Here is a 19,954-nt window from a genome sequence, read left to right as displayed (position 1 = left end):
ATGGACCTCGCGTTTCCGAGGAATCACCGTGCGTAACCGGTAGGTAAGCGTGTGCTCACGGCACCGCGCGCGTCGTTGCGCGTTTCCAGAATTGCCCAGGTCCTCCGCTGTTGGAATCTACTGTAGACAATCTGGCGATTCTGTCTTACCTTCGGAACATGTTGGCTAATGAGTCTCGTGTCGATCCGAAGTTCGAACTGCGTTCGGGCCCGACGTGGCGCGCACCCTGGGCGATGTATGCGGCGCTGCGCGAGCACGATCCGGTGCACCGGGTGGTGCCCGCGGAGCAACCCGAACACGACTACTGGGTGCTGACCCGGCACGAGCACGTCTACGCCGCGGCCCGCGACACCAACACCTTCTCCTCCCGTGACGGGCTCACCGTCGAATACGGCGAGCTCGAGCAGATCGGGTTGACCGCCAACCCGCCGATGGTCATGCAGGACCCGCCCCAGCACACCGAGTTCCGCAAGCTCGTCGCGCGGGGATTCACCCCGCGCCAGGTCGCCGACGTCGAGCCGGTGGTGCGCGGCTTCGTGCGCGAACGGCTGGACCGGCTGGGCGAGCAGGGCGGCGGCGATATCGTCAAAGACCTGTTCAAACCGCTGCCGAGCATGGTGGTGGCCCACTACCTCGGGGTGCCAGAGCAGGACCGGGACCGGTTCGACGGCTGGACCGACGCCGTGGTCGCGGCCAGCACCGAGCGCACCGCAGACGCGCAGCAGGCCTCGATGGAGATGCTCGGCTACTTCGCCGAACTGATCAAACGCAGGCGTACCGATCCCGGCGACGACACCGTCTCGCTGCTGGTGCAGGCCGGGATGGCCGCCGACGACACCGACGTCAACGGTCTGGTGCAGATCCTCGCCTACACCTGGACCATGGTCGCCGGCGGCAACGACACCACCACCGGTCTGCTCGGTGGCGCGGTGCAGCTGTTGCAGCAGCATCCCGAGCAGCGCGCGGCACTGGCGGCGGATCCCGATCGCATCACCCTCGCCGTCGAGGAGTTCGCGCGGCTGACCTCGCCCGTGCAGGGGCTGGCCCGCACCACCACCCGGGACGTGGAGCTGGCCGGCTCCACGATTCCGGCTGGTCGCAAGGTGCTGCTGGTGTACGGGTCCGCGAACCGGGACGAGCAGGCCTTCGGTGCCGATGCCGCCGAACTCGACATCGACCGGAATCCTCAGCGCATCATGACCTTCGGGCACGGGCCGCACCACTGTCTCGGCGCGGCGGCCGCCCGGATGCAGGCGCGGGTGGCGTTGGAGGAGCTGCTGGAGCGGTTCCCGAATTACCGTGTCGACATCGACGCGGTGCAGTACGCGCCCGGGCCGTATGTCCGTCGGCCGACCACCGTGCCGTTCCGGTGCGCGGGCTGAGAAGATCAGCCGATGAGTGCTGACTGGCTGGCGGGTGGCCGGGCCGAACTGGCCGCCGAGCGGATCCTCGATGCGGTACGCGCCCTGTCGATGGACAAGGGTGTCACCGGGCTCGGCATGGCCGAGGTCGCCGAAGCGGCCGGTTGCTCACGGGCGACGCTGTACCGCTATTTCGACAACCGGCAGTCGCTGTACGTGGCATTCGCGGCACGCGAGGCGCGGCTGCTGGTGGAGCGGGTGTGGCGGGCCCACCGCTTCGACGGACCCGATCACGAGGGTCAGCTGCTCGATGTGCTCACCGCGCTGCTGGCCGAGGTTCGGAAGACGCCGCATCTGGCGGTGTGGTTCGAGCCGGAGAACGCGGGCATCGTCGCGCAGCTGTCGGAGTCTCCGGGCGTCATCGACACCCTCACCGCCGCGTTCGTGCACAACTTCCGGGCCGATCTCGCCCAGGAGGCCGCGGTGCGCCTCGGCAAGTGGACGGTACGCACCATGGTGTCGCTGCTGACGCTGCCCGGCGCCGGCGAGGACGAGGAACGCGCCCTGCTCCGCAACTTCCTGCTGCCGTTCCTGCTCGACAACCGCCTCGAGATCACCTGAACAACCCGGAAAAGAAGGAAACCCTGACCAGCTGTGCTGATCAGGGTTCCCATCGTGTCTCAACCACACGAGTCGGGGTGGCGGGATTTGAACCCACGACCTCTTCGTCCCGAACGAAGCGCGCTACCAAGCTGCGCCACACCCCGTGAAGCGGACCTGAGGTAGCTTACAACAGGTCGGGGCTGGACGTTAAACCGGCAGGTCAATCAGGTTTTCAGGGGGCGAATGCTGGTGAGGACGCGCTTGGCGGTCTCGGGGTCGACGGCATCGGGGACGCCGGTGTCGGCGGCCAGGACCAGCACGATGGTTCCGGTGCGGGCGGGGACGGCGTAGGTGAAGACGGAGAACTGCTCGGCGCAGCCGGGTTTCGCGGCGTCGAGCTTGCCCGTCGTTTCGACGAGCATGCCCTGCTGTGATCCATCCGCCGAGGCGAGCGGCTGTGCGGCGCCGGGCCTGACGTCGCGGCTGCCTGCGTAGGCGATGGTCGCGGACTTCGTGCCGAGCTCGGTGGCGGCCTTCGCGGGGTCGGCGGTGTCGGAGCCGGTGAGGAAGGCGACGGTGCGGGTGGAGCCCGGGCAGTAGTCGACGCCATCGGTGGCCAGACCGGTGCCGACCACCGCGTCCGGCGGTTCGCCGAACCCGCCGACACTGCCTTCGGGGGCGACCCGCCATCCGGCGGGTACGTCGTAGGCGGCGCTGCGGTTGGGCACGGCGACCGGCTGGAACCCCGGCACGATGGGGCCGAGTTCGGCATCAGGGGTGGGATCGGCCGGACGCGAGCGTGACGTCGTGGAACGCGGTGCCTTCGACGCTGATTCGCCGGTGGTGAGCGCGCTGACCATGGATGGCGTGGATCCGTCGGACGCCGAGGCTTCATCGGATCCGCTGACGGTGACCGCGACCACGCCGACACCGACGGCGACCACCGCCATCGCGGCGGCGCCGAAGGCGAAGAGTTTCCCGGGGCCGCCGGGCACGTTGGGGCCGGGTGAAGGGGACCCGAAGGGCTGAGCGCTCGGCCCGACGGGCTGAGTGCCTGGATGCTGCCCGACCGGACCGAACTCGGTGTATCCGCCGCCAGTTGTCGCCGGGTTGCCCTGCGCGGCCATGTCGAAGGGCAGTTGGCCGGCGAACGGCGCGTTCGTATTCATCTGGTTCTGCCAGGGCGCAGCGGGATTCGTCCAGTTCTGCGGGCTGCCCGCCCACTGGCCGGACTGCGTGGCCGCTGCTTCGGGAGCCATGGACAGACCGGTTTCCGGAGTGGGCGGCACCGAGGAGGTCGGCCGTCCGGTCTGGGTCAGCGCTGCCTCCGGGGCGACCGGCTGGCTCGGCATCGGTCCGGGGCCGGCGCTCGTGTGTCCGGATCCCGGCGCCCGTTGTCCGGTCTGCGTCGGCGCCCCCGGCCCGCCCGGCGTCGGTGCGGCATGGGGGAGGATGGGCGGGCCGAGCTGCGGGGCGACCGGTGCGTAACCAGGGGCGGGTTGCTCGGTTTGTGTTGATGCGGCTTCAGGTGCGACAGCTGGCCCGCCGGGCATCGGCCCGGGACCGGAGACCAGGTGCCCGGAGCCCGGCGTCCACTGCCCGGTCTGCGTCGGTGCGGCCGCCGCGGCAGTGGGCGATGGCTCGAGCTGTTCGGCGACCGGTGCGGGGCAGCTCGGGGTGGGCTGCCCGTTCTGCCGTGGCGCGACCCCGGGTGCGATGGGTGGCTGGACCGGCATCGGTCCGGGACCGGCGCTGGCGTGCCCGGAGCCCGGCGTCCACTGCCCGGTCTGGGTGGGTGCCCATGGCACGCTGTGAATCGGTGCGGCTTCCTGGCCCCCGAGCGGACCGTGCGGCACGCCGGGATCGGGAAACGCGCCGGGCACCGGCTGCCCCGCCGGGTACGCCCCATTGCTGGGGTCGAATGTATTCACGTTCGTCCTCTTGCCGGCAAAAGTCTCGGCAAGCGACCCTAGCGGGCGACGGTCTCCGAGGTCGAAACGCCCTGCGCGGTATCGGAGTTCGGACGCTTCGGGGGCGCGGCGACCAGGGTGAGCAGCGTCGCTTCCGGGCGGCAGCAGAAGCGGTAGGGCGCCCACGGCGACGTGCCGAGGCCTGCCGACACGTGCAGCCGGGTATGCGCACCCCACTTCGACGGGCCCTTGACCCGCGAACGGTCGATATCGCAATTGGTGACCAGCGCCCCGTAGCCGGGCAGGCACAGCTGGCCGCCGTGGGTGTGGCCGGCCAGCACCAGGTCATAGCCGTCTTCGGCGAACCGATCCAGCACCCGCGGTTCGGGCGAGTGGGTGAGACCGATGCGCAGATCGGCGAGCGGATTGGGTGCGCCCGCGATGGTGTCGTAGCGGTCGCGCTGCAAGTGCGGATCGTCGACGCCAGCGCTGGCGATGCGGATACCCGCCACTTCCAGGTCGCGGCGCACATGGGTCAGATCCAGCCAGCCGCGTTCGGTGAAGGCGGCGCGCAGATCCTTCCACGGCAGCGGCGCGCCGTGCACGCGGCGGTGATCGGACTTGAAGTACTTGAGCGGGTTCTTCGGCACCGGCGCGAAATAGTCGTTGCTGCCGAAGATGAAAAGCCCTGGGCGCGAAAGCAAACCGCCCAGTGCCTGAACCACGGCGGGCACCGATTTCTGATGCGACAGGTTATCCCCGGTGTTGACCACCAGGTCCGGTTCCAGCCGGTCCAGCTCGCGCAGCCACTGCTGCTTGAGTTTCTGGCCCGGCATCATGTGCAGATCGCTGATGTGCAGCACCCGAAGCGTCGCCGAACCCGGCCGCAGCACCGGCATCGTCGCCTCACGCAGCACGAACGCATTGCGTTCGATGAGGGAGGCATAGCCGACTCCGGCCACCGCGGCTCCGGCGGCGCCCAGCGCGGTTCGACGGACAGCGGAGGTCGAGATCACGGGCATTTGCCCAGCATAGGTGACGGTGGTCTCGAACGCGGCGTGTGTTCAGGCACAGATCGGCGGACCGGCCGGGTAAATGTGGTGGGCCACGTGCGGTGCAGCGGCTACCGTGAGGCTCATGTCGGAACTCAAATCGCAGCTGCGCGCGGATATGACCGCCGCGATGAAATCCAAGGACACGCTGCGTCTTGCCACGTTGCGGATGCTGCTCGCCGCCATCCAGTCCGCCGAGGTGGCGGGCCCAGAGGCACGTGAGCTCTCCGACGCCGAGGTCGTCGCGGTGCTGGCCAAGGAATCCAAGAAGCGCAACGAGGCCGCCGAGGTGTATGCCCAGGCCGGGCGCGGCGAGCTGGCGGCCAACGAGCACGCGGAGGCCAGGATCATCGACGAATACCTGCCCACCCAGCTGACCGACGCCGAGGTCGCCGACGTCGCCGATACCGCCATCGCGCAGATCGCCGAGCAGACCGGACAGCGGCCGGGTATGCGCCAGATGGGTCAGGTCATGAAGATCGCGACCGCGCTGGCCGAGGGCAAGGCCGACGGTGCGCGGATCTCCGCGGCGGTGAAGGCCCGGCTGTAACCGTTCTCCCAGTAGATAAACGAAACGCCGACCCGGTCAGACCGGGTCGGCGTTGTCGTTACCGGGGGAACGGCAGCGGAATCGGGATCGGAATGGGCGGCAGCCGCGGCGGTGGCGGGAGACCCGGCACGCCCGGCGGCGGTCCCTGCGGTCCGGGCGGCGGCGGTGTGCGCACCGTGCCGTCGCTGACGTAGATCGTCACCAGTGACCCTGGAATGGCCGACCCGTTCGGTGAGGACCCGGTCACGGTGCCCTTCGGCGCCGACCCGGACGATTCCACCGGGGTGACCTTGAATCCGGCCGCGATCAGCGCGGCCGTCGCCTCACCCTGCTTCATCCCGACCACGTCGGGCACCTGGGCGTTGTTGGCGCCGCGCACGTATTTATCGTCGAGCGGTGGCAGCACCGGCGGCGGGAAGTTCCCGACCACGGGTTTGATCGCGTTGTACCAGGTGCGCGCGGGTTCGTTACCGCCGAACAGGCCGTTGGCGTCGCTGGCGCCGCAGTTGCGCAGCGGGAACGAGCAGATCTCGCCGGGCGTGGGGCTGTCGCCGTAGACGTAGACCGACGCGGCCAGCGAGTTGGTGAAGCCGACGAACGCCGACGAGCGGTGGCTTTCGGTGGTTCCGGTCTTACCCGACATCGGCAGCGTCCAGCCCGCGTTCGCCGCCGCGGCGAAGGCGGTACCGCCGGGCTGATCGTCCTTGCTCATGGCGTTGGCCAGGGTGTTGGCCAGGCCGGGCTCGACCACCTGCTCGCAGGCCTGCTGGGTCAGCGGGACCTGCTTGCCGTTGCGGTCGATCACCTCCTTGATCGGCGAGGGCGGGCACCACTTGCCGCCGGAGGCCAGCGTGGCCGCGACGTTGGACAACTCGAGCGGGTTGATCGGGACCGGGCCGAGGGTGAACGAGCCGAGGTTCTGGCTCTTGATCATGTCGGCGAGGCTCTGATTGTTCTCCAGCCCCGAGCTGCCCGGCTCGGTGTAGGAGCGCATGCCGAGGCGTACCGCCATATCGACGGTCGGGGTGACGCCGACGGCCTGGATGAGTTTGACGAACGCGGTGTTGGGCGAGGTCGCCAGCGCCTCGGTCACCGACATCGGCGACTTGTAGCGGCCGGCGTTCTCGACGCAGTAGGTCGCAGGCGGGCAGCCCGGGGCGCCACCGTTACCCATGCCCTGGGCGTTGAACCGGCCGGGCACGTCGAGCTGGGCATTGATGCCCATGCCCTTCTCCATCGCCGCGGCCGTGGTGAACAGCTTGAACACCGAGCCCGCGCCGTCGCCGACCATCGAGTACGGCTGGGCGAGCAGCGTCTCGTGTGCCTCGCGGTTGAGGCCGTAGGTGCGGCTGCTGGCCATGGCGAGCACCGGGTGCGATTCCTGACCGGGGGCGACCACCGACATGACCTCGGCGATGTTCTCCAGGTTCGGCGGCGCCGCCTCGGAGACCGCGCGTTTGACCGAATCCTGCACGGCCGGGTCGAGCGTGGTGCGGATCAGGTAGCCGCCCTTCTCGATCTGCTCGCGGCTGATACCGGCGTTGGCCAGGTACTGCAGCGCGTAATCGCAGAAGAAGCCGCGGTCGCCGGCCGCGATGCAGCCGCGGGGCAGGCCCTTGGGCTCGGGCAGCACGCCGAGCGGCTCGGTCTTGGCCTTGCGGAATTCGTCGGCGCGGCTCGGGATGTTCTGGATCATGGTGTCCAGCACGGTGTTGCGGCGGGCCAGCACGCCCTCGGGGTTGGTGTAGGGGTTGAGCTTCGAGCTGCTCTGCACCATGCCCGCCAGCATCGCCGACTGCGGCACATTCAGTTCGGCGGCGTCGATGCCGAAGTAGGTCTGCGCGGCGTCCTGGATGCCGTAGGAGGAGTTACCGAACGGCACCAGGTTCAGGTAGCGGGTGAGGATCTCGTCCTTGGTGAGTTCCTTGTCCAGCGTCAGCGCCATCCGGATCTCGCGGATCTTGCGGGCCGGGGTGGTCTCGATCGCGGCGCGGCGTTCGGCGTCGGTCTTGGCCACCACCAGCAGCTGGAAGTTCTTCACGTACTGCTGGTCGATGGTGGAGGCGCCCTGCTGTACCTCGCCGCTGGTGGTGTTGGTGAGGAACGCGCGCAGCGTGCCCTGCCAGTCGACGCCGTCGTGGTCGGCGAAGCGGCGGTCCTCGATGGAGACGATCGCCAGCTTCATGTCGTTGGAGATCTTCTCGCTCGGCACCTCGAAACGGCGTTGTTCGTAGAGCCAGGCGATCGGATTGCCGGCCGCGTCGACCATTGTCGACACCGCGGGCACCGTGCCCTCGACCAACTCGGCGGAGACGTTGTCGACGGCATCGGCGGCGCGGTTGGACACGAATCCGAAACCGCCTGCGAGCGGGAACAACAGCCCGGCGACGAGCACGGCGGCCAGCATGCAGCTAACGGCCAGCTTCGCGAGCGTATGTCTGATCGGCACGGGACCAGACTAAGGGGTGGCTCGCGGGCTCTCGCGGGTGTGTTTGATCCGAATTGCTCGATTGCAGGTCGGGGTGGGTTCGACGGCCGAAATCCGGCCTTGACGGCGGCCAGGTGAGCGGTGCGTTCGTTCGAACGCCCGGTAACGGTCGATTCTGTGGCGTGTCGCGATTGGGTCACTGGCGTGTCGCGTGGTCGCGGCACGGACGTACCAAAAAATCACAGCTCGGTCTTGCGCTCCCGGCATACCTTTACCTAGATTGAGAACCCAGTGTGATAGAGCTAACACTCAAAGTGGAATGTGGTGCACTTCGCAGCGGGGTTCGGGTAGCTGCGGGGCTGACACGCGATTCCGGAGCGCCGTTGACCGGTGTTCGGACTGCAAAGGGGCACACCAAATGCACATGACAACCCCCATCGCTCGATTGGACGTAGAGCAGGCCGAAGCGAGGATCGCCTGGGTATCCCAGGCCCGATGCAAGGAAGTAGACCCCGATCAGCTGTTCGTACGTGGCGCGGCGCAGCGCAAAGCGGCAACGATCTGCAGGCATTGCCCGGTCTTGATGCAGTGCGGTGCGGACGCACTCGACAACCGGGTCGAATTCGGTGTGTGGGGCGGTATGACCGAACGGCAGCGGCGTGCGCTGCTCAAGCAGCACCCCGAAGTGACGTCATGGGCCGATTTCTTCCAGGCCCAGCGCCAGCATCAGGTGGCTATGTAACCGGCACGGCCGAGCCGGCCGGGGTCCGGGTGAGTTGATCGCCGACCGCGCGTAGCGCTTCGAGATCGGAGACCTCGAAGGGCAGCGCGGTCACCGGCACGATCGGCACCCGAGGGTGGGCTCCGGTGAAGCGCAGCAGCAGATGCCGTTCCCGTTTCGCGGTGGCTACCCGGTGGGCGTGGATTCGCAGCACCGCCGCCGTCAGCGGATTCGATTCGGCCAACTGGTCGGCGGCGGTCAACGCGTGATCGGCGGACAGCGCGCTGCGGACGGGGTGGGTGCGGTTCAGCACCAGCCCGGCCAGCGGCATCTTCTCGGTGGAGAGCCGGTCGACGAAGAACGAGGCCTCACGCAGGGCATCGGGTTCGGGGGCCGCGACCACCAGGAAGTGCGTTCCCGGCTTGGACAGCATCGCGTAGGTGCGGTTGGCCCGGTCCTGGAATCCGCCGAACAGCGATTCCAGCGATTGCAGGAACAGCGAAGCGTCCTTGAGCATCTGGCCGCCGACGATCGTCGACACCCCGCGCACCGCCAGGCTCATGGCGCCGGTGACGAACCGGCCGACGCCGCGCCCCGGCGCCATGATCACCCGGATCATCCGGCCGTTGAGGAAATTGCCGAGCCGTTTGGGCGCGTCCAGGAAGTCCAGCGCGTTACGGGACGGGGGAGTGTCGACCACGATCAGATCCCACTCGCGTCGATTCGCCAGCTGCCCGAGCTTTTCCATCGCCATGTACTCCTGCGTCCCACCGAAGGACGAGGCCACGGTCTGATAGAAGGGGTTGGCGAAGATCTGCTCGGCCTTGTCCGGACTGGTGTGCTCGAGCACCATCTCGTCGAAAGTCCGGCGCATATTGAGCATCATCGCGTGCAATTCGCCCTTGACCTCGGGGCCGAGCTCGACCCGCTGGGGGGAGTTGCCGAGATCGGCGACGCCGAGCGATTGGGCCAGCCTGCGCGCCGGATCGATGGTCAGCACCACGACCTTGCGCCCGGCCTCGGCCGCGCGTAGCGCGATGGCGGCGGCGGTGGTGGTCTTACCGACTCCGCCGGAACCGCAGCACACCACGATGTGCGCGTTCGGATCGCCGATGATCGTCGAGATGTCCAGCTGGGGGGCGCCTGCCTGCGGCGTACTCATCGGACTCCCTGTGCGGTGAGGTGTTCGGCCAGCTCATAGAGCCCGCCCAGATCCATGCCATCGGTGAGAGCGGGCAGGGAGATCCGGGAGATATCGATCTTGGCGAGTTCGGTGGCGCTTTCGTCCTGGGCCCGCAGGGTGGCCGAATGCTCGACGGTCTCGGTGATCAGGCCCTGGACGTCGTCCTCGGGTAGCGAGATTCCCGCGCTGTCGAGCCCGGCCCGGATCGCCTCGACGTCGAGATCACCCGCGGCGGCGCGATTGCGTTGTTCGGCAGGCAGCTCGTCCTGGCTGGCCCGGTTGACGATCACCGTCCCGATCCGCAGGTCGGCCTCGGTCAGTTCGGCGATGGCGTCGGCGGTTTCCTGTACCGGAAGCGCCTCGAGCAGGGTGACCAGGTGGATCAGGGTCTGGTCCGAATGCAGCAGCTTCGACACGCCCTCGGCCTGCGAGGCGATCGGTCCGCCCTTGGCCACCTCGGCCATCGCCTGGGTGACGTCGAGGAAACTGGCGATCCGGCCGGTCGGCGGCGAGTCCACCACGATCTCGTCGTAGACCTGCTTGCCGGCCTTGTCGACGCGGACCGCGCACTCCTTGATCTTGCCGGTCAGGATCACATCGCGCAGGCCGGGCGCGATGGTGGTGACGAACTCGATGGCCCCCATCCGGCGCATGGCGCGGCCGGCGAAGCCGAGGTTGTAGAACATGTCCAGGTATTCGAGGAAGGCGTGCTCGATATCGAGGGCGAGCGCGACCACCTCGCCGCCGCCGTCCGCGGTGGCGATCCTGGTCTCGGTGGGTGGCAGTGGCGGCAGGTCGAACAGCTGGGCGATGGACTGTCGGCTTTCCACCTCGACCAGCAGAACTCGGCGCCCGCCCGCGGCCAGCGCCAGTGCCAGGGCCGCGGCGACCGTCGACTTTCCGGTGCCGCCCTTACCCGACACGTAGTGCAGCCGGGCTTTGGCCGCGCGTTCCGGCCAGCCGGTCGTCAGCCCCGGATCGGCCGAAACCGGCACTGTTGTTGGTGCTCCCACGTTCGCGAGCCTATAACCCGTTCTGAGATCGCGCCCTAGGGATCCGGATACCGGCGGTGTGGTGTATCAGACAGTGACGTCCGGCTCGTATCACCGGTGACCGGCCCGGCTGCGGTCGGAACGTGCCGGAGCCCACCCATTAGGCTCCAGCCATGAGCGATGTGACCCTGTGGGAGTACGCGACCGTTCCGCTGCTCACCCATGCGACCAAGCAGATCCTCGACCAGTGGGGCGCCGACGGCTGGGAGCTGGTGACCGTGCTGCCCGGCCCGACCGGTGAGCAGCACGTGGCCTACCTGAAGCGGCCGAAGCAGTAGGGCGGGCGGCCATGGCACTCGAATCGCCCGCTGCCGAGCCCGCGACCCCCTGGCAACGCAATCTCGCCCGGCTCGGCCTGAGCCTGCCCGAGGTCGCCGCGCCGGTCGCGGCCTATCTGCCCGCGGTGCGCACCGGTTCGCTGGTCTACACCTCGGGGCAGTTGCCGTTCGTCTCCGGCGAGCTGTCGGCGACGGGCAAGGTCGGCGCCGAGGTGACGCTGGAGCAGGCCGCCGAGGCGGCACGGCTGTGCGCGCTGAACGCGCTGGCCGCGGTGCACGATCTGGTCGGGCTCGACGAGGTCGTGCGGATCGTGAAGGTGGTCGGTTTCGTCGCGTCGGCGCCGGGCTTCACCGACCAGCCGCTGGTTGTCAACGGCGCATCGGAATTCCTCGGCGAGGTCTTCGGCGCCGCGGGCACGCACGCACGCTCGGCGGTCGGGGTCTCCGAACTGCCGAAGAACACCCCGGTCGAGGTGGAACTCATCGCCGAGGTGCGTTGATCAGGAGGTAGGCCATGACCCTGACCCATCCCGCCTACGGGCAGCTGCGGCAGGTCACGCCGACCGCGGCCGTGCTGCTCGCGGACAATCCGGGCCAGATGACGCTGGACGGGACCAATACCTGGATCCTGCGGGGCCCGGACGGCGGCGGCTGTGTCGTGGTGGATCCGGGCCCGAAGCAGCGCGCGCACATCGAGGCGATCGTCACGGCGACCGGCGGAGACATCGCGCTCACCCTGATCACACACCGGCATGCCGATCACACCGGCGGCATCGACCGGCTGGTGAAGCTGACCGGCACGCCGGTGCGGGCGATGGACCGCGAGTATCTGCGCAGCAGCGATGCCCCGCTCACCGACGGCGAGGTGATCGTCGCCGCCGGATTGCGGATCACCGTGCTGCACACACCCGGCCACACCGGGGATTCGGTGAGCTTCGTGCTCGATGACGCCGTGCTGACCGGTGACACCATCCTCGGTCGCGGCACCACCGTCCTCGATTCGACCGACGGCACGCTCGGCGATTACCTGCGTTCGCTGGACCGGCTGGTCGAGGTGGGTGCGGGTAAGGCGCTGCTGCCCGCGCACGGCCCGGATCATCCGGACCTCGAGCCCGTCGCGCGGTACTACATCGCGCATCGGCAGGAACGCTTGGAGCAGGTGCGGGCGGCGCTGGCCGAGCTCGGGCCCGATGCCGGGCCGATGGCGGTGGTGCGCAAGGTGTACGCCGACGTCGACAAGAAGCTGTGGCTCGCGGCGCGGAGTTCGGTGCAGGCGCAGCTGGAGTATCTGCGGTCGCAGCCCTGACGACAGCTGCGGCGCACAACGTTCGAGGCCCGGTCCGCGAGTGGCGGCCGGGCCTCGAACGATCAGCTAGCTGTGCGCGAGATCAGCGCGCGCGCCGGGCCAGGCGCTCGGAGTCGGAGATCAGCACGCTCTTGCCCTCTAGCCGCAGCCAGCCGCGATGCGCGAAGTCGGCGAGCGCCTTGTTCACGGTCTCGCGCGAGGCGCCGACCAGCTGGGCGATCTCTTCCTGGGTGAGGTCGTGGGTGACCCGGAGCGCACCGGCCTCCTGGGTGCCGAAACGCTGGGCGAGCTGCAGCAGCGCCTTCGCGACTCGACCCGGGACGTCGGTGAAGATGAGATCGGCGAGGTTGTTGTTGGTGCGGCGCAGGCGGCGGGCCAGCACGCGCAGCAACTGCTCGGCGATCTCGGGTCGCTGGTCGATCCAGGACTTGAGCGCCTCGCGATCCATGGTGACCGCGCGGACCTCGGTGACCGTGGTCGCGGTCGAGGTGCGCGGACCGGGGTCGAAGATCGACAGCTCGCCGAACATGTCCGACGGGCCCATGATGGTCAGCAGGTTCTCCCGGCCGTCCGGGGAACGGCGACCGATCTTCACCTTGCCGGACGTGATGATGTACAGCCGATCGCCGGGCTCACCCTCGTTGAAGATGACATGGCCGCGCGGGAAATCCACGGGCTGCAGTTGTTTGGCGAGCGCCGCCACCGCGGTGGGCTCTACGCCTTGGAAGATGCCTGCTCTGGCGAGGGCCTCGTCCACGAATGTGCTCCTTATGGGAAATGGCTGTAGTCCTGGACCGAAGTGGGTCGGCCGACAGTGCAGTCTACGCGGCATTCACGGCGCGTAGTGACAGACACCACGTAACGGCCGGATTGCGTGGCGTGAATTCCGCATCGCGCGGGCTCAGCTGGCCCGGGCGATGTCCATTTCCTCGGCGCGGGAGCGGCGCCTGCGCATACGAGCCACCGCCGCCGGCAGACCGAGCTTCGTCAGCTCTTTCACCTCGGCGTTGCTCGCCTTGTCCAAGTACAGCTGAACTTCTTCGTCGGGTTCGAGAAGTTTGCGGAGCCGGTTCTCGACCCGCTCCATGCCCAGGGCGAACAGCATCAACGCCACTGGGAAGAGCACCACAGCGAGTCCTTGCATGCCGAGCAGTAAACACTGTCCAGGTCTCAGATGGAACACGGCACCGGATCTGGGACGGCAACGATGTCGGTGGGTTCCGTATGGTGGACGGGTGCGTGTCTCCCCCTCATCCGCGGCCGGGATCGGGCCTTCGGCCACCGCCGCGGCGGCTGATCCTGTCCAGGCGGCAGACGGCGCGCCGAAGTCGAAAACCCGCACTCGACCGGCGGAAACCCGGCTGGGTCTCGTCCGCCGCGCGCGCCGGATGAACCGGAAACTGGCGCTGGCTTTTCCGGACGCGCATTGCGAATTGGATTTCACCACGCCGCTGGAATTGGCCGTCGCGACGATCTTGTCCGCCCAGTGCACCGACGTGCGAGTGAACCTCACCACCCCCGCGCTTTTTGCCAAGTACCCTGACGCGCGCGCATACGCCGAGGCCAATCGCGCCGAACTCGAGGAATACATCCGCCCCACCGGCTTCTACCGGAACAAGGCGAACGCGCTCATCGGCCTCGGGCAAGCCCTGCTGGAAAATTTCGATGGTGAGTTGCCTCACACCATGGACGAACTCGTCAAGTTGCCGGGCATCGGGCGCAAGACTGCCAACGTCATCCTCGGCAACGCGTTCGGGGTGCCGGGTATCACCGTCGACACCCACTTCGGCCGGCTGGTGCGCCGCTGGGGATGGACGGCCGAAGAGGATCCGGTCAAGGTCGAACAGGCCGTCGGCGAGCTGATCGAGCGCAAGGAGTGGACACTGCTGTCCCATCGGGTGATCTTCCACGGACGCCGGGTCTGCCATTCGCGCAAACCCGCGTGCGGAGTGTGCCTGCTGGCCAAGGATTGTCCTTCGTTCGGGATCGGGCCCACCGATCCGGATGCCGCCGCCGAGCTGGTGAAGGGGCCGGAAGCGGAGCATCTGCTCGAGCTGGTGGGCCGGTGAGCCGAGTTCCCGTCGTCTGGCGCTGGGTGCTGTCGGCCCTGATCGTCGCGGTCGCGCTGGCCGTCGCGCTGTGGCCGCGCGGTGACGACGATTCCACCCCCGGCGGGGAGCGGGTCACCGCGGCAGCACGTGTCGATCCGCAGCAGCGCGCGGCCGCCGGGCTCACCGAATGCCCTCGTCCGGTCGACGGTGCGGTGGGTTCGGGCCCACTCGCCGGGCTCTCGCTGACCTGCCTGGCCGACGGTAAGCCCGTCGACCTCGCCGCCGCACTCGCCGGCAAGCCCGCGGTACTGAATCTGTGGGCCTACTGGTGCGAGCCGTGCCGCACCGAGCTGCCCGTCCTGCAGGAGTACGCGAACCGGGTGGGCCCGGCGGTGACGGTGCTGACCGTGCACAGCGATCCCGCCGAGAACAAGGCCCTCGCCATGCTCGCCGCATTGAACGACGAGCAGCGCGGCGCGGGCCGGGCGCCGCTGACCATGCCGGGCGTCGAGGACCCGGACGCCGCCGTGCGCGCCGCCGCGGGCGCGCCGAACGCGCTGCCCATCACCGTGCTGATCCGGCCGGACGGATCGATCGCCGAGTACGTCGCCCGCCCGTTCCACGATGTCGACGACATCGCCGACACCGTTTCCGGGGCGCTGGGAGTTACCGCATGACCGACATTCCGCCCTGGCTCGCCGGCGCCACCCAGGCCCACGCCGACTTCTCCGACACCCTGTCCAAGGCGCGTGCGCTGCGCCGGGTGATGACGCTGACGTCCGAACCGCGCCAGGCCGCGGTGCTGGTGCTGTTCGGCGGTTCCCCGGCGCCGGACCCGGACGCACCCGGTGGCCTACCGGCCGACGCCGAGGTGCTGCTGACCCAGCGGGCCTCTACCATGCGCCAGCATCGAGGGCAGGTCGCCTTCCCCGGCGGCGCGGTCGATCCCGGTGACACCGGTCCGATCGATACCGCGCTGCGCGAGGCCTGGGAGGAAACCGGACTGGACCGCGACGGCGTCGAGCCGGTCGCGGTGCTGCCGAAATTGTTCGTGCCGCCGTCCCGGTTCGATGTGACACCGGTGGTGGCGTATTGGCGCACGCCGAGCGAGGTGCGCGTGGTCGACCAGAGTGAAACCGAACGGGTGGTGCGCGTGTCGTTGTCCGATCTGCTCGATCCGGCGAACCGGTTCCTGGTCCGTGGCAGCCTCGGCTACCAGAGCCCGGCCTTCCAGGTGGACGGGATGCTGGTGTGGGGCTTCACCGGAGGAATCCTCGCCGGACTGTTCAGCACGCTCGGCTGGGAACGGGAATGGGACCGCACCGACGTGCGTGATCTGGAGAGCTCACTGGCCGCGGTGGGGATGACGCTGTGAGCGCATCGACCTGGCTCGATATCGCGGTCGTCATCCTGGCGCTGCTGGCCGCCTCGTCGGGCTGGCGTCAGGGTGCGGTCGCCTCGGCGCTGGCCTTCCTCGGCGTGGTGCTCGGCGCCGTCGCGGGCATCTTGATCGCTCCGCACATCCTGATCCACATCGGTGAGGGCCGCAGCCGGGTACTGGCCGGCGTGCTGCTGATCGTGGTGCTGGTGATCGTCGGCGAGGTCGCGGGCATGGTGCTCGGGCGCGCCGCGCGGGGCGGGATGCGCCATACCTTCACCCGCACCGTCGACAGCGTCGTGGGGGCGGTGCTGCAGGCGGTGGCCGTGCTGGTGACGGCGTGGCTGCTGGCCTTGCCGTTGGCCACCTCCTCGCAGCCGGCCATCGCGACCGCGATCAATGGTTCGCGGGTGCTGGCCGACGTCAACGATGTGGCGCCGAACTGGCTGCGCAAGCTGCCCAACGAGTTCTCCAAGTTGCTGAACACCTCGGGCCTGCCGGACGTCATCGGGCCGTTCGGCCGCGCGCCGATCGCCGCCGTCGAACCGCCGGACCCGAGCGTGCTGAGCAGCCCGGTGGCCGCCAGGCTGCAGCAGAGCGTGCTGCGCATCCGCGGTGTCGCGCCGAGTTGCCAGCGGGCGCTGGAGGGTTCGGGCTTCGTCATCTCGCCGGAGCGGGTGATGACCAACGCGCACGTCGTCGCGGGCACCACCAGCGTCACCGTGGATACCGCCACCGGCCCGCTGGAAGCGGAAGTGGTGCTGTTCGATCCGTCCACCGACGTGGCGGTGCTGTCGGTCCCCGGTCTCACCGCTCCGGAGATCCCGGAGGCCGCGGCTCCGGCCCGCTCGGGCGACAGCGCGATCGTGCTCGGCTATCCGGGCGGCGGGCGCTACACCGCGAGCGCGGCCCGCGTCCGCGAGACGCTGGATCTGACCGGCCCGACCATCTACCGCGACGGCACCATCGAGCGCGAGGTGTACACCGTGCGCGGTCAGGTGCGGGCGGGCAATTCCGGTGGGCCGCTGGTGGATACCGAGGGCAATGTGCTCGGCGTGGTGTTCGGCGCGGCCGTCACCGATGACGACACCGGCTATGTGCTCACCCTGCAGGAGGTCCGCCGCCAGCTCGACGCGGCGGACGCATCGCAATCGGCGGTCGCGACGGGTCCCTGCGTGCTGAGTTGATCGACGTAGTGCCCGGCGGCGACGGTGCTGCCGGGCACGTCCGCCCTCAGCCCAGCAGTTTCGCCAACTCGGTGGTCACCGCTTCCGGGTTCTCCTGATGCGCGAAATGCCCCGCGCCGGGGATGGTGACGACGGTGCGTCGGGGGGAGAGCCGATGGCCGCGATGGATCGTCGTGGTGAGCACGTAGCGGTCCTGCTCGCCACGCATCGACAACACCGGAATGTCGATGGGTTTGCGCATGATCGCCATGAACCGGCGGCCATCCGGCCGCCATTGGCTACGGAAGGCCCAGCGCTGATACTCCAGCGAGCAGTGGGCCGCTCCGGGGATCTGGATGGCCGAGCGCATCCGGCGCGCGGTGTCGGTGAATTCGCTGCTCCCGGACCAGGACGCACCCACCCGCTCGCGCATCAGGCGCTCGATCTCGGCGCCGTCACCCCTGGTCAGCAGGTGTTCGGGGTATCTGGGTAGCTGATAGCGCAGAAAGTTCGGCAGCCAGGTCGAGCGCTGGGCCCGATCACGCAGAATCGCGCTCTTGAGCGCGGCCGGATGTGGGGATCCGATCACCGCGATCGCCCGCACCAGGCGCGGATGCATGACCGCCGTCGCCCAGCACACCAGGCCACCGTCGGCGTGTCCGACCAGGGTGGCCTCGGTGTGGCCGAGCGCGCGGATGAGTCCAGCGATGTCGCCGGCCAGGGTCCAGCCGTCGTAGCCGCGTGGCGGCTTGTCGCTGTCGCCGTAACCGCGCAGATCCACCGCGACGGCGCGGTAGCCGAGCTCCGACAGCCCGGTCAGCTGATGCCGCCACGACCACCAGAAGTCGGCGAATCCGTGCAGCAGCACCACCAGCGGCGCGTCCGTGCGTTCCGGCGCGGCCTCCACGATGTGGAAGCGGATGCCATTGGCGTGAACGTCGCGATGGGTCCACGGACCCTCATAACGGACGCTGGACGGGTCCGGCAGGAAGTTCGACGCCACGCCGACCGAGCGTAGTAGGCCAGGGCCGGGCGTGTCTCAGCGGGCGGGCTTGTCCATCGCGATCTTGTCGGCGGTCAGCTCGTGCTTGCCGTGCGCGCCGAGCCCGCTGGGCAGCACCGAACGGGTCTGCTTGAGCGAGTCGATGGTCTTCTCGGGCGCGCGCAGCTTCTTGACCTTGCGGTAGCCGAGGAAGGCGAAGGTGGCCGTCGCGATCACCATCAGCGCGAACACGATCCAGAACGCCGCCCAGCGGTACAGCCAGATGTCGAGGGTTTCCGCGACCGCGAAAAAGAAGAAGAAGCTGCTGAACAGCAGGATGGTCAGCGCGACGATGAAGAAGACGCTGCCCTGCAGGCCCTTCTTGATCTCGCCGGTGACCTCGGCCTTGGCCAGTTCGACCTCGGCGCGCACCAGCGTGGAGACCTGCTCGGTGGCATCGCGCACCAGGGTGCCGAAGCTGGCCGAGGCGGTCGGGTCGACCTCCGACAGGGGGATCGCGGTCACGGTGCGTCCTGGGTCGTGCGGAGAGCCGTCTCGATGCGCGTCGCGTCCGTTACCGCCCTGTGTGACACTCACTTGGTCGACCCTTCTCCCTGTCCAGGCTTCATTGTTCTCGTTCTAGCGCACGCGCGTCCCGCCGCGCCTGGTGGACACGCCCACGCCGCAACAGTAGCGCCGAACCGGCCAGTGAGGCTGCCATAGAGGTCACCAAGATCGCTGCCTTGGCCAATTCCACGGCGGTTTCGTCCTCCAGCGCGAGTTCCGCCACGAGCAGGCTAACGGTGAAGCCGATCGCGCCGAGCACCGACAGGGCGAACATATCGCGATAACCGAGGTGCGCGGGGCGTTTGGCGACGCCGAGCCGGATGGCCGCCCAGCTCCAGCCCATGATGCCGATGGTCTTACCCAGCAGCAGACCGGCGATGATGGCCAGCGGTAGGCGGTCGGTGAACAATTGCCCGAACACGCTGGAATTCAACGGGACTCCGGAGGCGAACAGCGCGAACAGCGGCACGCACAGCCCCGCCGAGATCGGCTGGACCTGGTGTTCCCATCGGGTGGCAGGCGCTTCGGATTCGCCGGGATCTTTGCGGACTCGCGTCAATAGTCCCATCCCGACGCCGGCCAGCGTCGGATGCACACCCGCCTCGTGGAGCGCGTACCAGGCCACGAGAGCAAGCGGCAGATACACCAGCGGAGTGCGGATGCGCCGGTGCTGGGCCAGCCACCAGCCGGCGAAGCAGGCGAGCGCGGCGAGCAGCCACAGCAGCGAAAGACCCGCGGTGAACAGCACCGCGATCAGGATGATGGCCAGCAGGTCGTCGACCACGGCCAGGCTCAGCAGGAAGACCCGCGCGCTGGCGGGGATCCGGGAACCGGTCATGGCCAATACCGCCAGCGCGAACGCGATATCGGTGGCGACCGGGATGGCCCAGCCGCGGTCCATGCCGGGTACGCCGTATCCGATGACGTAGGCGATGATCGCCGGTGTGATCACTCCGCCGACGGCGGCGATGATCGGCAGTGCGGCCCGCTTGCGGTCGGCCAGCTCGCCGACCACGAGTTCGCGTTTGAGCTCGAGCCCCGCGACGAAGAAGAAGACCGCGAGCAGCCCGTCCTTGGTCCAGTCGGCCAGCGTGAGTTCCAGATGCAGCGGTGGAATCGGCAGCACCGCATCGGTCATCGTTTCGTAGCCGGCGCCCCACGGCGAGTTCACCCACAGCAACGCCACCGCGGCCGCGATGAGAAGCAATGAGCCGCCGACGGTTTCGGTGCGCAGATACCTGGACAGCTCCGAGCGCGCCGCTGTGATCACGGGAAACCTCTCGTCGGGTCGGTCAGGGACCGCAGACGCGCGGCGAACCGCGAGGGATTCGACGTACACGACCACGCGCCGACCAGACTTCCCGGC

At 68.7% G+C, this 19,954-nt stretch carries 21 protein-coding genes and 1 tRNA gene; 11 read left to right on the top strand and 11 right to left on the bottom strand.

Going from position 1 to position 19,954, the window contains the following annotated elements; genetic code table 11:
• The first annotated feature begins 158 nt into the window (after positions 1 to 158).
• Both GV790_RS13600 and GV790_RS13595 read left to right on the top strand, forming a co-directional pair.
• Positions 159 to 1,382, top strand: coding sequence for a cytochrome P450 (locus GV790_RS13600; RefSeq protein ID WP_163813695.1), 1,224 nt, complete (start codon positions 159 to 161; stop codon positions 1,380 to 1,382).
• Between the two features lie 12 nt (positions 1,383 to 1,394).
• Positions 1,395 to 1,982, top strand: a complete 588-nt coding sequence (locus GV790_RS13595) for a TetR/AcrR family transcriptional regulator (RefSeq protein WP_163813694.1) — start codon at positions 1,395 to 1,397, stop codon at positions 1,980 to 1,982.
• A 72-nt stretch (positions 1,983 to 2,054) separates the two neighbouring features.
• On the opposite strand, the gene GV790_RS13590 is transcribed toward GV790_RS13595, so the two are convergent.
• The 3 genes from GV790_RS13590 to GV790_RS13580 form a co-directional block, all read right to left on the bottom strand.
• Positions 2,055 to 2,128, bottom strand: a tRNA-Pro gene (locus GV790_RS13590).
• 60 nt (positions 2,129 to 2,188) lie between these two features.
• On the bottom strand, positions 2,189 to 3,895 hold the full coding sequence (locus GV790_RS13585; protein ID WP_163813693.1) for a hypothetical protein: 1,707 nt from the start codon (positions 3,893 to 3,895) through the stop codon (positions 2,189 to 2,191).
• A 38-nt stretch (positions 3,896 to 3,933) separates the two neighbouring features.
• Positions 3,934 to 4,896 (bottom strand): metallophosphoesterase, encoded by a 963-nt coding sequence (locus GV790_RS13580; protein WP_163813692.1) that lies wholly within the window; start codon positions 4,894 to 4,896, stop codon positions 3,934 to 3,936.
• Between the two features lie 115 nt (positions 4,897 to 5,011).
• On the opposite strand from GV790_RS13580, the gene GV790_RS13575 reads away from it, so the two are divergent.
• Positions 5,012 to 5,476: a GatB/YqeY domain-containing protein gene (locus GV790_RS13575; protein WP_163813691.1), complete on the top strand. Its 465-nt coding sequence runs from the start codon at positions 5,012 to 5,014 to the stop codon at positions 5,474 to 5,476.
• Between the two features lie 58 nt (positions 5,477 to 5,534).
• Here GV790_RS13575 and GV790_RS13570 read toward each other — a convergent pair whose 3' ends face one another.
• Entirely contained in the window at positions 5,535 to 7,883 is a 2,349-nt protein-coding gene (locus GV790_RS13570) for a penicillin-binding protein (RefSeq protein ID WP_163813725.1), read from the bottom strand.
• Between the two features lie 439 nt (positions 7,884 to 8,322).
• On the opposite strand from GV790_RS13570, the gene GV790_RS13565 reads away from it, so the two are divergent.
• Positions 8,323 to 8,646, top strand: a complete 324-nt coding sequence (locus tag GV790_RS13565; RefSeq protein WP_011206869.1) for a WhiB family transcriptional regulator — start codon at positions 8,323 to 8,325, stop codon at positions 8,644 to 8,646.
• On the opposite strand, the gene GV790_RS13560 is transcribed toward GV790_RS13565, so the two are convergent.
• Positions 8,639 to 9,787, bottom strand: a complete 1,149-nt coding sequence (locus GV790_RS13560; protein ID WP_163813690.1) for an ArsA family ATPase — start codon at positions 9,785 to 9,787, stop codon at positions 8,639 to 8,641. The two genes, GV790_RS13565 and GV790_RS13560, sit on opposite strands and share 8 nt — an antisense overlap.
• Entirely contained in the window at positions 9,784 to 10,803 is a 1,020-nt protein-coding gene (locus tag GV790_RS13555; RefSeq protein ID WP_163813724.1) for an ArsA family ATPase, read from the bottom strand. The genes GV790_RS13560 and GV790_RS13555 overlap by 4 nt, the downstream gene beginning before the upstream one ends.
• Before the next feature lie 170 nt (positions 10,804 to 10,973).
• Here GV790_RS13555 and GV790_RS13550 point away from each other — a divergent pair, with 170 nt between their 5' ends.
• Genes GV790_RS13550 through GV790_RS13540 form a run of 3 tightly spaced genes read left to right on the top strand, consistent with a single transcriptional unit; the run spans position 10,974 to position 12,444 of the window.
• Positions 10,974 to 11,138, top strand: a complete 165-nt coding sequence (locus tag GV790_RS13550) for a DUF4177 domain-containing protein (RefSeq protein WP_014348616.1) — start codon at positions 10,974 to 10,976, stop codon at positions 11,136 to 11,138.
• An 11-nt stretch (positions 11,139 to 11,149) separates the two neighbouring features.
• On the top strand, positions 11,150 to 11,638 hold the full coding sequence (locus tag GV790_RS13545) for a RidA family protein (RefSeq protein WP_138447699.1): 489 nt from the start codon (positions 11,150 to 11,152) through the stop codon (positions 11,636 to 11,638).
• A 14-nt stretch (positions 11,639 to 11,652) separates the two neighbouring features.
• Positions 11,653 to 12,444 (top strand): MBL fold metallo-hydrolase, encoded by a 792-nt coding sequence (locus GV790_RS13540; protein WP_163813689.1) that lies wholly within the window; start codon positions 11,653 to 11,655, stop codon positions 12,442 to 12,444.
• An 82-nt stretch (positions 12,445 to 12,526) separates the two neighbouring features.
• Here the strand turns inward: GV790_RS13540 and GV790_RS13535 are convergent, their stop codons facing one another.
• Positions 12,527 to 13,201, bottom strand: a complete 675-nt coding sequence (locus tag GV790_RS13535) for a Crp/Fnr family transcriptional regulator (protein ID WP_014348619.1) — start codon at positions 13,199 to 13,201, stop codon at positions 12,527 to 12,529.
• A gap of 144 nt (positions 13,202 to 13,345) precedes the next feature.
• Entirely contained in the window at positions 13,346 to 13,588 is a 243-nt protein-coding gene (locus GV790_RS13530; RefSeq protein ID WP_036532224.1) for a hypothetical protein, read from the bottom strand.
• Between the two features lie 217 nt (positions 13,589 to 13,805).
• Between GV790_RS13530 and nth the strand changes: the two genes are divergently transcribed.
• From nth to GV790_RS13510, 4 genes are read left to right on the top strand one after another with little or no spacing between them, the layout of a single operon-like run.
• Positions 13,806 to 14,513 carry an endonuclease III gene (gene nth, locus GV790_RS13525; RefSeq protein ID WP_163813723.1) on the top strand — a complete coding sequence of 236 codons (708 nt, stop codon included), beginning with the start codon at positions 13,806 to 13,808 and terminating at the stop codon, positions 14,511 to 14,513.
• On the top strand, positions 14,510 to 15,172 hold the full coding sequence (locus tag GV790_RS13520) for a TlpA family protein disulfide reductase (protein WP_280213523.1): 663 nt from the start codon (positions 14,510 to 14,512) through the stop codon (positions 15,170 to 15,172). The genes nth and GV790_RS13520 overlap by 4 nt, the downstream gene beginning before the upstream one ends.
• Positions 15,169 to 15,870 (top strand): NUDIX hydrolase, encoded by a 702-nt coding sequence (locus tag GV790_RS13515; RefSeq protein ID WP_163813688.1) that lies wholly within the window; start codon positions 15,169 to 15,171, stop codon positions 15,868 to 15,870. Before GV790_RS13520 ends, GV790_RS13515 begins: the two co-directional genes overlap by 4 nt.
• A complete protein-coding gene (locus GV790_RS13510; RefSeq protein ID WP_163813687.1) occupies positions 15,867 to 17,060 on the top strand; it encodes a MarP family serine protease in 1,194 nt (397 codons plus the stop codon). Before GV790_RS13515 ends, GV790_RS13510 begins: the two co-directional genes overlap by 4 nt.
• Positions 17,061 to 17,106: 46 nt before the next feature.
• Here the strand turns inward: GV790_RS13510 and GV790_RS13505 are convergent, their stop codons facing one another.
• From GV790_RS13505 to nhaA, 3 genes are read right to left on the bottom strand one after another with little or no spacing between them, the layout of a single operon-like run.
• A complete protein-coding gene (locus GV790_RS13505; RefSeq protein ID WP_163813686.1) occupies positions 17,107 to 18,042 on the bottom strand; it encodes an alpha/beta fold hydrolase in 936 nt (311 codons plus the stop codon).
• A 36-nt stretch (positions 18,043 to 18,078) separates the two neighbouring features.
• Entirely contained in the window at positions 18,079 to 18,618 is a 540-nt protein-coding gene (locus GV790_RS13500) for a phage holin family protein (RefSeq protein ID WP_036532255.1), read from the bottom strand.
• A gap of 28 nt (positions 18,619 to 18,646) precedes the next feature.
• A complete protein-coding gene (nhaA, locus tag GV790_RS13495; RefSeq protein WP_163813685.1) occupies positions 18,647 to 19,858 on the bottom strand; it encodes a Na+/H+ antiporter NhaA in 1,212 nt (403 codons plus the stop codon).
• Positions 19,859 to 19,954: the final 96 nt, after the last annotated feature.

The organism is Nocardia cyriacigeorgica (genome assembly GCF_010858045.1).
Lineage (GTDB): Bacteria > Actinomycetota > Actinomycetes > Mycobacteriales > Mycobacteriaceae > Nocardia > Nocardia cyriacigeorgica_E.
Note: the sequence above shows the minus strand (reverse complement) of the source record. Positions and strands in the feature narration are given on the sequence as shown.

Coding starts and splice junctions, on each gene's coding strand:
- GV790_RS13600 (WP_163813695.1), top strand. CDS start 159: ATGTTGGCTAATGAGTCTCGTGTCGATCCGAAGTTCGAACTGCGTTCG.
- GV790_RS13595 (WP_163813694.1), top strand. CDS start 1,395: ATGAGTGCTGACTGGCTGGCGGGTGGCCGGGCCGAACTGGCCGCCGAG.
- GV790_RS13580 (WP_163813692.1), bottom strand. CDS start 4,896: ATGCCCGTGATCTCGACCTCCGCTGTCCGTCGAACCGCGCTGGGCGCC.
- GV790_RS13575 (WP_163813691.1), top strand. CDS start 5,012: ATGTCGGAACTCAAATCGCAGCTGCGCGCGGATATGACCGCCGCGATG.
- GV790_RS13570 (WP_163813725.1), bottom strand. CDS start 7,883: ATGCTGGCCGCCGTGCTCGTCGCCGGGCTGTTGTTCCCGCTCGCAGGC.
- GV790_RS13565 (WP_011206869.1), top strand. CDS start 8,323: ATGCACATGACAACCCCCATCGCTCGATTGGACGTAGAGCAGGCCGAA.
- GV790_RS13560 (WP_163813690.1), bottom strand. CDS start 9,787: ATGAGTACGCCGCAGGCAGGCGCCCCCCAGCTGGACATCTCGACGATC.
- GV790_RS13550 (WP_014348616.1), top strand. CDS start 10,974: ATGAGCGATGTGACCCTGTGGGAGTACGCGACCGTTCCGCTGCTCACC.
- GV790_RS13545 (WP_138447699.1), top strand. CDS start 11,150: ATGGCACTCGAATCGCCCGCTGCCGAGCCCGCGACCCCCTGGCAACGC.
- GV790_RS13540 (WP_163813689.1), top strand. CDS start 11,653: ATGACCCTGACCCATCCCGCCTACGGGCAGCTGCGGCAGGTCACGCCG.
- GV790_RS13530 (WP_036532224.1), bottom strand. CDS start 13,588: ATGCAAGGACTCGCTGTGGTGCTCTTCCCAGTGGCGTTGATGCTGTTC.
- GV790_RS13515 (WP_163813688.1), top strand. CDS start 15,169: ATGACCGACATTCCGCCCTGGCTCGCCGGCGCCACCCAGGCCCACGCC.